The sequence below is a fragment of the Roseibium sp. genome (genome assembly GCF_039982295.1).
GTDB lineage: Bacteria > Pseudomonadota > Alphaproteobacteria > Rhizobiales > Stappiaceae > Roseibium.
The window spans coordinates 249,874-264,171 of sequence record NZ_JBDWYP010000092.1 but is presented as its reverse complement, the minus strand read 5'-3'; the positions used below and the strand labels follow the sequence as shown (position 1 = coordinate 264,171).

The 14,298-nt window shown below is 56.2% G+C and carries 12 protein-coding genes; 7 read left to right on the top strand and 5 right to left on the bottom strand.

The window, feature by feature from the left end:
• The first annotated feature begins 3 nt into the window (after positions 1 to 3).
• Genes ABJZ52_RS21425 through ABJZ52_RS21415 form a run of 3 tightly spaced genes read left to right on the top strand, consistent with a single transcriptional unit; the run spans position 4 to position 2,941 of the window.
• Positions 4 to 756: a class I SAM-dependent methyltransferase gene (locus tag ABJZ52_RS21425; protein ID WP_348186813.1), complete on the top strand. Its 753-nt coding sequence runs from the start codon at positions 4 to 6 to the stop codon at positions 754 to 756.
• A gap of 46 nt (positions 757 to 802) precedes the next feature.
• Positions 803 to 1,984, top strand: a complete 1,182-nt coding sequence (locus ABJZ52_RS21420; RefSeq protein WP_348186811.1) for an acylneuraminate cytidylyltransferase — start codon at positions 803 to 805, stop codon at positions 1,982 to 1,984.
• Between the two features lie 30 nt (positions 1,985 to 2,014).
• Entirely contained in the window at positions 2,015 to 2,941 is a 927-nt protein-coding gene (locus ABJZ52_RS21415) for a class I SAM-dependent methyltransferase (protein WP_348186809.1), read from the top strand.
• A 29-nt stretch (positions 2,942 to 2,970) separates the two neighbouring features.
• Here the strand turns inward: ABJZ52_RS21415 and ABJZ52_RS21410 are convergent, their stop codons facing one another.
• The 3 genes from ABJZ52_RS21410 to ABJZ52_RS21400 all read right to left on the bottom strand — a co-directional run bounded on the left by ABJZ52_RS21410 (position 2,971) and on the right by ABJZ52_RS21400 (position 7,570).
• On the bottom strand, positions 2,971 to 4,830 hold the full coding sequence (locus ABJZ52_RS21410; RefSeq protein WP_348186807.1) for a tetratricopeptide repeat protein: 1,860 nt from the start codon (positions 4,828 to 4,830) through the stop codon (positions 2,971 to 2,973).
• A gap of 242 nt (positions 4,831 to 5,072) precedes the next feature.
• Positions 5,073 to 5,741, bottom strand: coding sequence for an HAD-IA family hydrolase (locus ABJZ52_RS21405; protein WP_348186805.1), 669 nt, complete (start codon positions 5,739 to 5,741; stop codon positions 5,073 to 5,075).
• Between the two features lie 77 nt (positions 5,742 to 5,818).
• Positions 5,819 to 7,570, bottom strand: a complete 1,752-nt coding sequence (locus ABJZ52_RS21400) for a methyl-accepting chemotaxis protein (RefSeq protein ID WP_348186803.1) — start codon at positions 7,568 to 7,570, stop codon at positions 5,819 to 5,821.
• Between the two features lie 258 nt (positions 7,571 to 7,828).
• Between ABJZ52_RS21400 and rpiA the strand changes: the two genes are divergently transcribed.
• From rpiA to gor, 3 genes are all read left to right on the top strand, one after another.
• On the top strand, positions 7,829 to 8,539 hold the full coding sequence (gene rpiA / locus ABJZ52_RS21395) for a ribose-5-phosphate isomerase RpiA (RefSeq protein WP_348186801.1): 711 nt from the start codon (positions 7,829 to 7,831) through the stop codon (positions 8,537 to 8,539).
• A gap of 57 nt (positions 8,540 to 8,596) precedes the next feature.
• The gene (locus ABJZ52_RS21390; RefSeq protein ID WP_348186799.1) at positions 8,597 to 9,106 is read left to right on the top strand and encodes a DUF2059 domain-containing protein; all 510 of its coding nucleotides are present in this window, start codon (positions 8,597 to 8,599) and stop codon (positions 9,104 to 9,106) included.
• A 146-nt stretch (positions 9,107 to 9,252) separates the two neighbouring features.
• Entirely contained in the window at positions 9,253 to 10,629 is a 1,377-nt protein-coding gene (gene gor, locus ABJZ52_RS21385; protein ID WP_348186797.1) for a glutathione-disulfide reductase, read from the top strand.
• Between the two features lie 71 nt (positions 10,630 to 10,700).
• Here gor and ABJZ52_RS21380 read toward each other — a convergent pair whose 3' ends face one another.
• Both ABJZ52_RS21380 and ABJZ52_RS21375 read right to left on the bottom strand, forming a co-directional pair.
• On the bottom strand, positions 10,701 to 12,242 hold the full coding sequence (locus tag ABJZ52_RS21380; protein ID WP_348186795.1) for a diguanylate cyclase: 1,542 nt from the start codon (positions 12,240 to 12,242) through the stop codon (positions 10,701 to 10,703).
• Between the two features lie 164 nt (positions 12,243 to 12,406).
• On the bottom strand, positions 12,407 to 13,594 hold the full coding sequence (locus ABJZ52_RS21375) for an aminotransferase class V-fold PLP-dependent enzyme (protein WP_348186793.1): 1,188 nt from the start codon (positions 13,592 to 13,594) through the stop codon (positions 12,407 to 12,409).
• A 49-nt stretch (positions 13,595 to 13,643) separates the two neighbouring features.
• Between ABJZ52_RS21375 and ABJZ52_RS21370 the strand changes: the two genes are divergently transcribed.
• Positions 13,644 to 14,246 carry a gamma-glutamylcyclotransferase family protein gene (locus ABJZ52_RS21370; protein ID WP_348208096.1) on the top strand — a complete coding sequence of 201 codons (603 nt, stop codon included), beginning with the start codon at positions 13,644 to 13,646 and terminating at the stop codon, positions 14,244 to 14,246.
• Positions 14,247 to 14,298: the final 52 nt, after the last annotated feature.

Here is a 14,298-nt window from a genome sequence, read left to right as displayed (position 1 = left end):
GCAATGTCCATGATTGATCGCTGTCTGCGCCTCTATGAAACGCTCGACTATTTTGTACATTATCCTGCAAGACCATTGCCGCAGGATTATTGGAACGCAAAAGTCGACCCGGATGGGAACGTTCGTGACCTTGCCGGCGAGCGTGATCAACGAAAGAGCGATCTGGCTTACATAGCTGCCTTCGTGAACGGCCTGATGCCAGGGAAGGTTTTGGACATAGGTTTTGGGTTGGGAGAGCTGCTGGAGCAACTGGAGGTGCGCCATGACTGTATCGGTCTGGACACCTCGCAGCGAGCAATCGATGTTGCACAAGAAAGGTGCGATGCCGACCTAAGACTGGGTATCCTTGAAGGCGATACCTTTCCCGCCAATAATTTCGATGTGGTGATCGCCCACCATGTAATCGAACACGTTGAAGAGCCTATCGGCTTTGTTCGAAATATCTGCAGCATTCTCAAACCAGGTGGTCATTTTGTCTGCGGTACACCTAATTTTGCGAGCGCTGCAGCTCGTGTTTTCGGGGATCGCTTTCGGCTCTTGCATGATCCCACCCACGTCAGCCTCTTTACAGATGACTCGCTGCTACGCCTTTTGCGCGATGAGGGGTTTGTCATTGAGAAAGTCGAGTTTCCTTTCTTCAACACACGGTTCGCCTCCGTTGAAGCATGCGAGGCCATGCTGGAGGGGAAGAGCAGTGTATCGCCTGCATTTTGGGGATCGTTTGTGACCGTTTTTGCGAGAAAGGTCGCCGAATGATGGATGGAGTGGAAAGCGGCAATTTGGCAGTCCTGGAGCCTCTGAAATGAAAATTGTTGCCGCTATTCCTGCCCGTGGCGGATCGGTTGGGCTTCCAGGAAAAAATATTCGTCCGCTGAACGGGATTCCGCTTGTGGGGCGAACAGTTCGCGCCGCACGCGGATCGCGTTTCATTTCGGATGTGTTCGTATCCAGTGACTCCGAGCAAATTCTATCTGTTGCGCGTAAGTATGGTGCGATCGGGTTTCAGCGTCCGGACGAGCTGAGCGGTCCGACTGCCAGTTCGGAATCGGCACTGATACATCTGCTTCGCAACGAGCCGTCCTTGCTGGCGGACGCTCCCGACATTCTTGTCTTTCTTCAATGCACAGCTCCCTTCACACTCGCACACCATGTTGATCAGGTTGTTGAAGCTCTTTTGTCTGAGGGTGCGACCAGTGCAATATCTGTCGTGGACGATCACGGCTTCTACTGGGAGGTCGATGAGCACGGCGCAGGCGTGGGGCTCAATCACGATCCCAGCATGCCCAGAATTCGCCGACAGGATATATCCGCACGATACCGCGAGAACGGTGCTGTCTATGCCATGCGCGTGCCAGAGTTTCTCGAGACGGGAAACCGCTACTGCGGAAAGACAATACTTGTGCCGTTGGACTCGACCTGGATCGAGATCGACACGTCCCAGGACTGGGACATCGCCGAGGCTTTCATCAAAACCGAGCCCTTTACAGGTGCGATCGATATGGACTCGGTCGCGCCGATCAAGGCGTTGGTAAGCTCGTTCGAAGGCGTTCATACTGACAATAGCGTATTCGTTTCCGCTGACGGAAATGAAACTATCAGATGCAATCGCAGTGACGAGATGGGGCTCGATCTTTTGATTGGCCGGGGAACGGACCTTCTCATGCTTGAGCGTGAGCATAGTCCGCTGGCCGCGGCTCGAGCGCGCAAGCTTGTAATGGAATTTCGATACCATCCTTATGACAAGAAAGCAGTTCTCGACGAATGGCGGCTTGCCAAGGGACTGGAGTGGGACCAGATCGCCTTCATCGGCGAGGACATAAGCGATCTGCCCGCGATGCTTGCCTGTGGTCTCAGCGCCGCACCACGCAGCGCGCAGTCGGAGGTAAAGGCGCAGGCTGATGTTGTTCTGGAGCGACGCGGCGGGCAGGGCGCTGTGCGTGAGTTTTGTGACCTGTTGATTTCGAGGAAGCTCCTCGGCAATTGAAGCCGCGCGCAACAGGGGATTGGAGACGAGATGACTTCGAAAGGTGGACCTTCAGCAAATACAGGTGAAGTCCGCAATCGGATTCGCGAGACGCTTGAGGTTCTGAACCTGTCGAGTGAAGATACGTTGGAGATCTATGCGGAAGAGACACGCGATGTAAAACCTCTCAATGTCTATCGCGATCGACTTTCTGGCGTTGTATTCATTGACACATTTTATGTGGGAGACGAGACCTATTGCGACGGTGGGTATCGGAAACAGAGCGTGGAACGAGCTGGCGCTCGTGACTATGAAGTCAAGGCGGATGCATCGCGGCGGTCGAAATCTTATGACCAATTCTATACTGGCAAACGAGTTGCCGATTTTGGGTGTGGGGAAGGCGCTTTTCTGCAAGCGATTTCGTCAGATGCAGGAGACGTAATCGGCGTCGAGTTGCAGGAAAGCTTTGTGCAGGCTCTCCGGCAGGACGGCATTAGCTGCGTCACCTCATTGCAGGAAATTGAGGATGCTTCGCTGGATGCGCTTTTTTGCTTTCACGTACTTGAGCATCTTCCCGGTCCGCTAAGTGATCTGGCCTCGATGAGGGCCAAGCTGAAACCAGGTGGACGACTTATCGTCGAGGTTCCCCATGCCAGCGACCTGCTCTTGTCACAGGTCCGCTGCGAAGCATTTAAGGCCTTTACCCTTTGGAGCCAGCATTTGCTGTTGCATACGCGGGAGAGTTTACGGCGGATGATTTCATATGCTGGGTTTGAACAGGTTATGATTGAAGGGGTTCAGCGCTACCCCTTGTCCAATCACATGACTTGGCTCGCTGACGCAAAGCCGGGTGGACATAAGTCAACCCTTTCGATCGTCGATACTCCTGAACTCACAGCAGCCTATGAGGCAGCTTTGCGCAAGATCGATGCGACAGACACGCTCGTTGCGGTTGCAACTGCGCCCGGAGATTGCTGATCTGCGAAGGTTTTGTCAGCTCAAACTACCTACAGGCCAAGACGCTCGTTGCGCTCTTCCGGTGAAAAGGTCTCCAGCCAGGTTTTTAGCGCTTCTTTAAGGCGGGGAACGACCGCTATTGCCGGTTCCTCTTCAGCGACGGGGAAGTGCGTTGTGAGAGGGGACCAGGGGATATAGTCCTTGCCGAGCATGATAATTGCCTCCGGCGGACCAAAACGCCAACATGGGATGCCGTAGGAACCGGCAATGTCCGCAACGCTGGTGTTTGCCGATATCACAAGGTCGCAACAGGCAGTCAGAGCCGCTGCCGCGTGGATGTCGTCAAATAGGTCAACATCATCGAAATGGTGAAAGTTGAACTTTCTTTTTTGGGCTAGATACTCACGTTCACGCTCAATGCTGAGATACTGCAAGTTGACGTATATAACGTCGTCAAACTCCAGAATTGGCGAAATCTCTGGTACAGACAGGTAGTATCTTGCCCGGTATTCCGCAAGGTTTTTAGACCTCCAGCTAATTCCGACTATTGGCTTTTCTTTATCGCCATTCAGGCGATGAAGAAACTCGCGCGCCGTTTTCGCGTCGAAGGAAAAGGCGGGAAATTTTGCTTTTTCAAAGTCCGCGTGGGAGCGACGGTAGAACTTCGCAAGGTCAGTTAGGGAGCAATGAAAGTCATAGTCGTGGGTTTGCGCCATTATGGTCGCCGAGTCGAAAGCGGTTGGTCTAATTTCAATTTCAGGAAAGCTGAAGGCAAAGGCCTCCCGAATCTTCGGAGGCAATTCGATGAGCACACTGGCACCGCTCTCCAGAAGGTCGGGAATAATGGTCCCGCTGCGCAGCGCATCACCCAGGCCTTGGTCTGGCCAAAGCAATATGGACTTTCCGGTGAGTGGCTCTCCGTCCCATTCGGGCTTTTCGAATTCGCGGCAAAGCGTCGTGGTGTTTGTGTCTAAAAAACGGGCGCGATGCAAATCCCAACCCCGACCAAGTTCGCCCATGCCCAGATGAACAAGAGATAAGTTCCAATCGACAACTGGAAGTGCTCCGGGCGCAACGGCTTGCGCCTTCTTGTAAGACGCTGCTGCCTTGTCCAGTACGCCCATTGCGTTGTGGTGAACGCCAAGCGTGACATGCTTGTGGTAGTTGTCAGGGTCCTGTTTTGCTGCAAACTCCGCGTGCGGCAGACCTTCAAAGGTACGGCTCAGCTTGAACAGAGTTCGTGCCAACTCGTGATGCAGATCACCGTTCTCTGGGAACAGATCGAGGGCTTTGTTCAACTCCGCTTCGTTTTCCTTGAACTGATTTGCCTCGTGCCTGGCCCTCGCGCGCTGGATGTAGTTTTCGGGATTGTCAGGATCCAGCTGGATACATTTGAACAAGAGTACCGCCGCCTTGTCGTGATCACCGTTATCGCGCAAGAGAATGCCGTAGTTTCGATAGGCATCGGGATGCTCCGGGTGGCGGACAATCAGGCGCTGGAATATCTCCTCGGCTTCTTCCAGGCGGTCCAGCTTGCTCAGTGCGATCGCTTGCAGGTTTTGCGCTTCGACAATGTTGGGATCAAGGGAAAGCGCCTTTTGCGTCACTGCCAGCGTGGTCTCTGGCGTTGTGCCTGGAAGATCCGACATCGTCCTGGCAAGATTTGCGTAAAAGGGTGCGCGGTCATCGGCAAGTTCGATAGCCTTCTGGATGTACTCCATGGCGCGTTTCGGGAAGCCGAGCTGACGGTAGCAGACGCCAAGCAGATGATTGGCGTCGGGATTGTTGGGCACCTTTTTCAGGACCTGCTTGTATAGCCGTTGTGCCTTTTCGGTCTCGCCCTGCTTCTGGTAGGCGAGCGCCTTGTGCATCTTTTCCATCAACGGATTGGCTGCAGTCTTTGGCGCCATCGTTCTATCGGTCCTTACCTGTCACCAGCGAGAATCACTTCTTGAAGGTATAGCAGGCAGGGCTTCAGGAAGGAGGGAACAGGTCGGTGACTGGGCGGCATTGGCGCGATTTTTCGTGGAAAGACGGCAATGAGCCCGCCCCGACGCAGATTGTGGTGCAGCGAGGGCCCTTGAACGCAATGTCTTGTCCCGCCGGTCAGCTGGCATGGCACCGGATGCCCGGTCCGGGCAAAGTCCGTGACTCAGGATGAGCGGGCAAGGTCCTGGATGGCTTGCGGCAACTCGTTGAAGTGGGAAATGATACGATCTGGAGCCAGATCCGAGACGGGCACCTGCGTGTAGCCGAAGTCGACCGCGACAACCGGAATGCCAGCCGCACGTGCAGCGTCGATGTCTGTCGCTGTGTCGCCAATCATGACCGATCGTTCCCGCATGCCGCCAGCGCGGGAAATGGCGCCTAGTACCGGCTCCGCATGAGGCTTCGCATTTGCAAATGTGTCGCGCGCGACAATCGCGTCGAAATGACGGGTCATGTCGAGAGCGTCCAGCAGGGCGTGGGTCAGCCGTTCCATCTTGTTGGTGCAGACGGCCAGTCGCCAGCCTTCGTCCCGCAGGTGTGTCATCGCGTCGATCGCTCCGGGGAAGGGGCGGGTATGATCGGCTATATGCGCTTCGTAATAGATCAGAAACTGGTCAAACAGAGGCGTGATGTCATCGTCGGTCCAGGTGACACCGTTTGCTTCGAGCCCCTTCTGCAGGAGCGCCTTTGCCCCTTGTCCCGCCTGCGCACGCACGCTCTCCGGCGCGACAGAGCGATAGCCGTTGTCGACAAGAACGACGTTCAGCGTCGCGGTCAGGTCTGACATGGAAGACACAAGCGTGCCGTCAAGATCGAACACGAGAACAGACATGGACAGCCCTTTCGAGGATGGAAGGCAGCAGCGACTTCGCTGCTTAACCTCTCAAATCCTTCGCGACAAGGTATCTGCTAGAGCTTGTAGGCTGTTCGGAAACCGCCCCAGTGCCGGCCGTCGACGATGATCGGTGCGTCGACTTCGCGCATCCAGACGAATTTGCCGTTGCCCATGTCCCGGGCGTAGCTCTGGATCAGGAAGGGGCGGGTGTTGCGCCCCGCGCTGAGGCCGGCGCGGTCATCGAAGATGCGTTTGTTTCTGCAATTGGCCGCGTTCCAGACAGGATCATCCGGACGTTGGGGATGGGAATAGGCCTTGTTGTGAACCGGCAGATATCCGTTCCTGTCGACAGCGGTGCAAAATGCCATGCTCTGGTCCAGAGACAGGATTTCTTCCAGGATCGCAGGCATCACTTCCTCGAGCTGCGTGATGCAACCAGTGCTGTATTGCTGAGGGTCTGTGCCTTGGATCGGCCGGTACTTTGTGTCGAACAGGCTGTCGACGGACAGCCGGCGGCTCGAAAGAAGCTGCTCCATGGCTGCGGCAATTTTGCTTGCACCTTTCTCCGCTCGCTCCACGAAAACACTGTTGTCCGCATGAATGCGTTCGATCAAATGGTCGAGCGCTGCCGCGAAGGCCGTACTCTGCGAAGAGAAAGCGCAATGAGCGCCGTTTTCGGAGATTTGGACAATCCTGGCATCGCAGTCTTCCAGGCCAGTGAGAGAGAGCTTGACCTGTTGGCCACTCGCCAGTGCCTCTTCACTGAATCCTTTGAAGAGGACACCACCCTTGGAAATGTCAATCGTCTCGATGGCGATTCTTTCACTGCCAGCGACCACATGGCCCTTGAGCTTGATCGGAAGACGGTCCGATTTCCTGCGGTCGCCAACGGCGCTCTGACGGATCATCATTGTGAAACGGTTGCCGAGATTTCGGGCGGAAACACCCATGTCGGCACTGGCCTGACTGGCTTCATTTGCGACGAGGAACGCGTCATTTGTCGAAGTATCAATTGCATCGGCACGGCCGGTGACATCCTGGACGAACGTGGCCGTTTCACTGGCGCGCTCACCAATCTGGCTTGTCGTGCCGATCTGCTCCTGAACGGCTTCTTCAACCGCGGCAAAGCTTGGCCGGATCTGGCCAATGACGTCGATGATGCGATTGACCGAGCCGATACTTGTCTCTGCTGATATTTGCAGCCTGTCGATGTTGGCGACGATTTCATCCGTGGCGTTTTGCGTTTCGACGGAAAGTGATTTCACTTCATTGGCGACGACAGCGAAGCCCTTGCCGGCTTCTCCTGCCCGGGCCGCCTCAATCGTCGCGTTCAGCGCAAGAAGGTTGGTCTGCTTGGCAACATCGGAAATCAGTTTCACGACGTTTGCAATATCCTCAATGGCGGTCTTCAGGTTGAGAACACCCGCATTGGCTTCATCGGCCACGTCACGAGCCTGTTCCGCCAGCTGGTTGGAGACAACGACCTGCTTGCCGATCTCGTTGCTGGAGGTGGCGAGTTCGGTGATGGAATCAGCCAGGGCCGTCGCATTGGCGGCGGCCTCTGCACTTTGTTCTCGAAGACCGCCGCTTTCGGCCTGAATGTGGCTGAGAAGTTGAATCTGCTCGGAGATCTTGTCCTGAACCGCCGCTGCGTCCTTGCTGACGTCTTTGGCCGCGACCTGAAGGTCATCCTCGATGGAATCGAGCGCAAAGGCCATCATTTCGCTGGTATCGGTGGATTCCTGTTCATTTTCCAGAACTGGCAGATCCGACTGCATCAGCGCAGAAACTTCCGGTGACTTCCGTTTTAGCTTGAGAAGTTTCATTTCCTGCAGCGCCTCCACCAGCGGAAGTTTTAAGTAATTGAAGAATTATAATTTAAAACTTATGGTTAATTTGTTAACGGTGCGTTTTCATCTTCTCGTCGGGAAACGGCTGCTTTGCCCTTTGCCGCTCATCAAAGGCGTGCTAATCACGCCGCTCAGATGATCGCGCGGAGCAAATTTCAGGGCTTTCACCTTGCCTTTGAAAAACGGTTTTTTCGCTTCGTGAAAGTCTGCTGCGGATGAGGGATGACGAGCAGAATGAGTGATGAGTGGAAGCGCCTTGCTGCCGAGCGTGCTGTAGAGGATGTGATGCCCGGCATGAAGCTTGGGATCGGAACCGGCTCCACAGCAGAGCACTTTGTCAAAGCCTTGGGTGCGCGCGTGCGCGCGGGCCTTGATGTTATCGGCGTGCCGACGTCCGAGCGCACGCGCGAACTGGCTCAATCCGAAGGAATTCAACTGACCACGCTTGAGGAAGAGCCGCGACTGGATCTTACGGTCGATGGCGCGGATGAGCTGGATCCTTCGCTTGTTCTCATCAAGGGTGGTGGCGGCGCGCTCTTGCGCGAGAAGATCGTCGCGGCAGCTTCCAGACAGATGATCGTCATCGCGGATGCAGGCAAAGTGGTTGATGTGCTTGGCGCATTTGCATTGCCGATCGAGGTGATGCCGTTCGGTTTGGGCGCAACATGGAATGCGATCGAGGCTGCGATTGCAGAAAACGGTTTGTCAGGTGACCTCACTTTGCGTGGCAGCAAGGATCATCCTTTCGTCACAGATGGTGGGCACTACATCATCGACGCTTCGCTCGGGCGCATAGAGCATCCTGCCTGCCTTGCAGAAGACCTGGCGGCCATTCCCGGTGTTGTAGAGCATGGCCTGTTCATCGGTCTTGCGGACAAGGCCTATGTGGCCGGAGCTGATGGTGTGCGCGTTGTGGAAGCCGCAGCGCAAGACGCCGCAAATTGATTTTTGGAATTTGACGACAGGTAGCGTACAACGACCTGTCCGTGATGGAGTTCGACTATGAAACTTAAGTCCCTGCTGTCCGCTGGTCCCTTTGTTGGCGCAGCTTTTTTTGTCGCCGGTTTTCTTCCGTTGAGCGCCCAGGCGCAGGAGTTCAGCGCGAGCCATCTCGAAGCGGCTCGTCAGGTTGTCAAGGAAACCAAGGCGCTAAGTTCGTTCGATGACATTTTGCCGCTTCTCGCTGAGCAGACGCGCACCTTGTTCATCCAGTCGGACCCGTCCCGCACGCAGGAAGTTGTCGATGTTTCCACGGAAGTAGCGCTGAAACTTGCGCCGCGTCGCAGTGAACTGAACAACATGGTCTATGAAGTCTGGGCTCGACGGTTCTCCGAAGAAGAACTTAACCAGCTTGCCGAGTTTTACCGCTCACCGCTTGGTGCCAAGCTTGCTGCGAATGGCCCGACCATCACCGCGCTGGCGATTGGTGCCGCGCGTCAGTGGCAGGACAAGATTTCGACCGAGATGGTCACTCTCGTTCGTGAAGAACTGGACAAGCGCGCAGCTGAGTAGCCGCCACTCACTGCTTCGTGACGCCGAAATGCAACAAGGCCGCTTCTGCGGCCTTGTTTTTTGAAAGAACAACTCCGATATCCGCTCATCTTTCAAGGTGATGCGGAGCGGGCCTGCGAGCGGCCAAATCAAACAATGAGGATCCCATGAGCGACTTTGATTACGATCTCTTTGTCATTGGCGGCGGCTCGGGGGGCGTGCGTGCTGCCCGGATCGCAGCCACTCATGGCGCGAAGGTTGGTATCGCAGAAGAGTTCCGCTATGGCGGGACTTGTGTCATTCGCGGCTGTGTCCCGAAAAAGCTCTTCGTTTATGCTTCCAAATTCTCGGAAGAGTTCGAAGATGCCGAGGGCTTCGGCTGGAGTGTCGGCGAGCGTCAGTTCTCGTGGGAAAAGCTCGTTGCTGCGAAGGACCAGGAGATCACCCGTCTCGAGGGTATCTATCGGCGCAATCTGGAGCGGACGAACGTCGAACCTCATGACAGCCGCGCAGTTCTGGAAGGACCAAACAAGGTCCGGCTGCTCGCGACTGGCCAGACGTTCACCGCGAAATACATCCTGATCGCTGTTGGCGCCTCTCCGAATGTCGATGACGATCTGGTCGGCGGCGAACATGTTATCACCTCGAATGAGGCGTTCAATCTGGCGGACTTGCCGCAGAAGGTTGTGGTTGTCGGTGGCGGCTATATTGCCGTCGAATTTGCCGGGATCTTCAACGGTCTCGGTGTGGATACCACCTTGATGTACCGCGGCGATGAGATCTTGCGCGGTTTCGACATGGAGTTGCGTACGGCGGTTCGTGACGAGATGGAGAAGAAGGGCATCCGCGTTGTTCTTGGCGATACCTTCGCGGAAATCTCGAAAAAGGCGGACGGCACGCTTTCAGGCAGGACTCGCAAGGGCGCGGTTCTGGACGCTGATCAGATCATGCATGCGATCGGGCGCAAGCCGCATACGGTGGACCTCGGTCTGGAGCAGGCCGGCGTCGAGATGGATGCCATCGGTGCGATCAAGGTAGATGCGTCTTCCACAACGTCGGTCCCGTCGGTCTATGCCGTTGGCGATGTAACCAATCGTGCCAATCTGACGCCTGTCGCAATTCGTGAGGGGCATGCCTTCGCTGATACGATTTTCGGCAACAAGCCCTGGACGGTGAATCACAGCTTGATTGCAACTGCAGTCTTCTCCCAGCCGGAGCTTGGCACGGTCGGTCTGACCCAGGAAGAAGCGCTGAAAGTCACGCCCAACGTCGACATCTACAAGTCTGGTTTCCGTCCGATGAAGCACACGCTTTCCGGCCGGGACGAAAAGATGCTGATGAAGATCATCGTCGATGCGGATACGGACAAGGTCCTGGGTGTCCACATCATGGGGCCGGATGCAGGCGAACTTGCGCAGGTGCTGGGCATTACGCTCGAGATGGGGGCGACCAAAGCCGACTTCGATCGCACAATCGCGGTTCACCCCACCGCTGCCGAGGAGCTGGTGACCATGCGCGAGCCGACAGAACGCATTCGAGGCTAGGCGCCGGATTTTCATCGGCGTTGATCAAACCGAGAAGCCAGGGAACGAAGCCGTTCCCTGGCTTCTTTGCTTTATATAGAGCTGCCTGCGCCTGCAGAGATCGCGGGTTCCAGGCTGTTTTCGTGGGGTTCGGAGGCTGCCAGCGCAGGCAAATCGCTGGAGAAGACCATTCGGCCGCGGCCATGCTGTTTGGAATAATAGAGAGCTGCGTCAGCTGCAGCGACCAAAGCTTCGCCATCGCTTCCCTGGTCTGGCGCCAGCGAGATGCCAATACTCAATCCGACCTCTGCTTCGGCGCCTTCTGCGAATTCTATCGGCTGGGCGATCGATGCAATCAGCTGGTTTGACAACTCCCGCAATCCATTGCGATCGGTGACGGTTCTCATGAGAATGATAAATTCATCGCCACCGACACGTGATACCAGCCCGCCGCGACCAACGACTTCCTTCATGCGTTTCGCGACAGTCTTTATGACCTCGTCACCTGCCGCGTGACCATTTGTGTCGTTCACCGTTTTGAACTTGTCCAGGTCGCAGTGAATGACGGCAAATGGTTTCTCGGGCAAGTTCTTGACCGATGAGGCTAGAACGCGATTGAACTGCAGGCGGTTTGCCAGGCCTGAAAGGGTGTCGTGCAAGGCAAGAAAGCGATTTTGCCGTTCACTTGCCTGAAGAGATGTTGTCAGCTTGCCGATACGCCAGGCGATGCCGAAGGCGAGCGCTGCGAGCGCCAGTGAAAGCAGCAAGATCACCGGAACGACAGTCGGCCAGATGGTGTCGCCACGGGTTTCGCTGACCCAGACGAAAGCGCCAAGACCTTCGCCCTTGATGTTGTTCACAAGGTGTCCCGGGCCTTCCAGGATTTCAGTCACCGTCCGGGAAAAGGTCATCTCCTTGAAGGAGAGTTGAGCATTGAGGTCCCGCAGGAACGGCTCGTCGACGAATTTTGCCGAAATGAGGATCGTCGGTTCGCCATCGGGAAGGCGGACTGTTTCATGGTCGGGAATGATGGGCATTGCCGCGGCAAGTGCTATTTTTCCGTCGATTTCAACGAAGGAAATAGCCGCAAATTCTGATGGTGCCAACGACTGGATGGAGCGGTAGCTGTAGCCGCCTGGAACCCTTACCCGATTCTGCCTGTAAAGGGTTCGAGCCTGCTCCAGCAACTCCATCAGCTCGGGCGTTTCGCTCAAAGATCGGTTGCTGATGTGAGTATAGTCCCGGAACGTCTCGGCGAGAATTCGGCCTTCGCCCGAAACCACAAGACTCCTGTTGTGCCCGTGGTTCAGCCAAAGACTTCCGACATGCTCTCGGACAAATTCATAGTCGAAGTCGAGGACAATGTTCTCAACGGACATGTCCCAGCGGGCGATGGCTGCCACTTCCCGCACGATCAGACGTTCCCGGTCTACCAGGGTCGTGTGAAAAAGTCGGCGTTCGTTTCGGATCGCCTGATCGTCCGACGCACGTGTCGCGATGTATCCGACAAAGAGCAGGGAGATCGACGTCACCGCGATCAGTAGGCCGGCGAGAAGAAACGCCAGAATGGAAATATGTTGTCGCGATTGCCCATCGTCTCGATCAGTATATCTGCGATTATGCTGTTCAGCCACTAAGGTCCATCCTGGTCCTTGATCGAAGTATCTAGGCGTAAACTAGCATTCAGGGGTTAATGCGAAGTGCTGAGTTTCATCGAAAAAAGAGAAAAAACAGTCTCTAATTGATGGAAGACGCAGGGAGATTTTGTGTTTCGTTGCTTGAGGCAGGGCCCGGGCTGCTATCGAAGAACGCCGAGCAATGTCTCAATTTCTGCGTCCGTGTTGAAGGCGTGAACGGACGCACGTACCAAAGCGGAAAGATTGCGGGCAGGCAGGTCGATCTGCGACGATGTCGCCGTTGAGACAGACACGTTGATGCCGGCTTCTGCGAGCCTGGCTTTGGTTCGCACGGGATCTTCCCCCTCAACCAGGAAGGTGACAATACCGCCCTTGTTCAGGCCCTTGTCATGAACCTCAACGCCCGGCAATTCAGAAAGGCCTTTGCGCAGGGCGGCGCCCAGCTCGATGATCCGGCGGGAAAGTTGGGCCACGCCGAAGCCAAGCGCATAACCAACCGCGACACCAAGGCCGATCTGGCCTGCAAAGTACCGTTCCCAGTTTTCGAAGCGCTTTGCATCCGGCTTCAGCACATAACTGTCCGGACCTGTCCAGGTGGTTGCCTCCAGATCCACAAATGGCGGTTCGAGTTGGTCGAGCACGCCATCGCTGACATATAGGAAGCCGGTGCCGCGTGGCCCGCGCAAATACTTCCGCCCCGTACCAGACAGCATGTGGCAACCGATCGCCTTGACGTCGAGCGGCACCTGTCCGGCTGATTGGCACGCATCGAGAAGATAGAGAAGCTTGTGCCGGGCGGCGATTTCACCAACCGCCTCAGCCGGATTGATGAGCCCGCCGAAGGTCGGAATATGGGTGAGGGCGATCAGGCGCGTTTTCGGGGTGATCGCAGCCTCTAGCGCCTTCAGGTCGATCTGACCATGCGCGTCGTCTTCGATCAGGTCGATCTCGATGCCGACACGCTTTTTCATCTGAAGCAGCGCCACGAAATTGGAGACATATTCGGCGCGCCCTGTGATGACCCTGTCGCCGGGCCTGAAGTCGATGCCGTAAAAGGCCATGTCCCAGGCACGGGTGGCGTTCTCGATAAACGCGATCTCGGACTTGTCTGCGTTCAGGAGCGCAGCGGTGTTGGTGTAAAACGCTTCATGCGCACCGATGTTAACGCTATGCGCTTCATAGCCGCCAATCTCGGCCTCAAGGTCCAGGTGCTGCTTGACCGCATTGAGAACGGGCAGGGGGGCGAGCCCTGTGCCCGCATTATTGAAGTGGATCCGGTTGGCGCAGCCAGGGGTGTCCCGGCGCAGCAAAGCGATGTCATCGGCATTCAAATCCAGATCAGCTGGCATGGGGCAGTCCTTGGGCGGGAGGCTTTACGAGCGCTCGCAGGGTAACTACATGAAGCTTATGACCATTACCTATTTCGGCTACGGCTCTCTCGTCAATGTGGCAACGCTTGGTTCTGCCACAGTGGTTCAACCTGGAACGCTGACGGGCTGGGTGCGCGAGTGGCGGATCCGGGGTGCCAATATGCAGGGGCAGGGCGTTTGTGCGCTCAGCGTGGCTCCAGAGGCGACGACCTCCATCAGGGGCGTCAGCGCGCGGGAACCCAAGGCGGGTCTTGAAAAACTCGACAAGCGCGAGGGGCGCTACCATCGTATTGATGGCGTTGGCAGCGCTTTCCGCTGTGATGCGGAAGGAAAGCCTGGTGGCGACGCCATGTTCCTGTATCGCTCAAAACCGGAGCATTACGGCTGGGGCAATGCCGAAAATCCGGTCCTGCAAAGCTATGTCGACTGCGTTCTTGCGGGCTTCCACGCGTTTTGGGGCGAAGAAGGCATTCGTCATTTCATCGAAACGACCAGAGGCTGGCACGTTCCAATCCTCGCCGATCGCAACGCACCCGTCTATCCGCGCGCCGTGTTGCTGCAGCCTGAGGTGCAGGAAATGATTGACGATCACCTTGCCGATCAGAAGGTGACTTATCTCGCGGAGGGGTGAACCACCGGCTCGGTTGTCGCGAGATCGCTTCGACTGGTTCTGCAACGATTGC

Coding starts and splice junctions, on each gene's coding strand:
- ABJZ52_RS21425 (WP_348186813.1), top strand. CDS start 4: ATGTCCATGATTGATCGCTGTCTGCGCCTCTATGAAACGCTCGACTAT.
- ABJZ52_RS21420 (WP_348186811.1), top strand. CDS start 803: ATGAAAATTGTTGCCGCTATTCCTGCCCGTGGCGGATCGGTTGGGCTT.
- ABJZ52_RS21415 (WP_348186809.1), top strand. CDS start 2,015: ATGACTTCGAAAGGTGGACCTTCAGCAAATACAGGTGAAGTCCGCAAT.
- ABJZ52_RS21410 (WP_348186807.1), bottom strand. CDS start 4,830: ATGGCGCCAAAGACTGCAGCCAATCCGTTGATGGAAAAGATGCACAAG.
- ABJZ52_RS21405 (WP_348186805.1), bottom strand. CDS start 5,741: ATGTCTGTTCTCGTGTTCGATCTTGACGGCACGCTTGTGTCTTCCATG.
- ABJZ52_RS21400 (WP_348186803.1), bottom strand. CDS start 7,570: ATGAAACTTCTCAAGCTAAAACGGAAGTCACCGGAAGTTTCTGCGCTG.
- rpiA (WP_348186801.1), top strand. CDS start 7,829: ATGAGTGATGAGTGGAAGCGCCTTGCTGCCGAGCGTGCTGTAGAGGAT.
- ABJZ52_RS21390 (WP_348186799.1), top strand. CDS start 8,597: ATGAAACTTAAGTCCCTGCTGTCCGCTGGTCCCTTTGTTGGCGCAGCT.
- gor (WP_348186797.1), top strand. CDS start 9,253: ATGAGCGACTTTGATTACGATCTCTTTGTCATTGGCGGCGGCTCGGGG.
- ABJZ52_RS21375 (WP_348186793.1), bottom strand. CDS start 13,594: ATGCCAGCTGATCTGGATTTGAATGCCGATGACATCGCTTTGCTGCGC.
- ABJZ52_RS21370 (WP_348208096.1), top strand. CDS start 13,644: ATGAAGCTTATGACCATTACCTATTTCGGCTACGGCTCTCTCGTCAAT.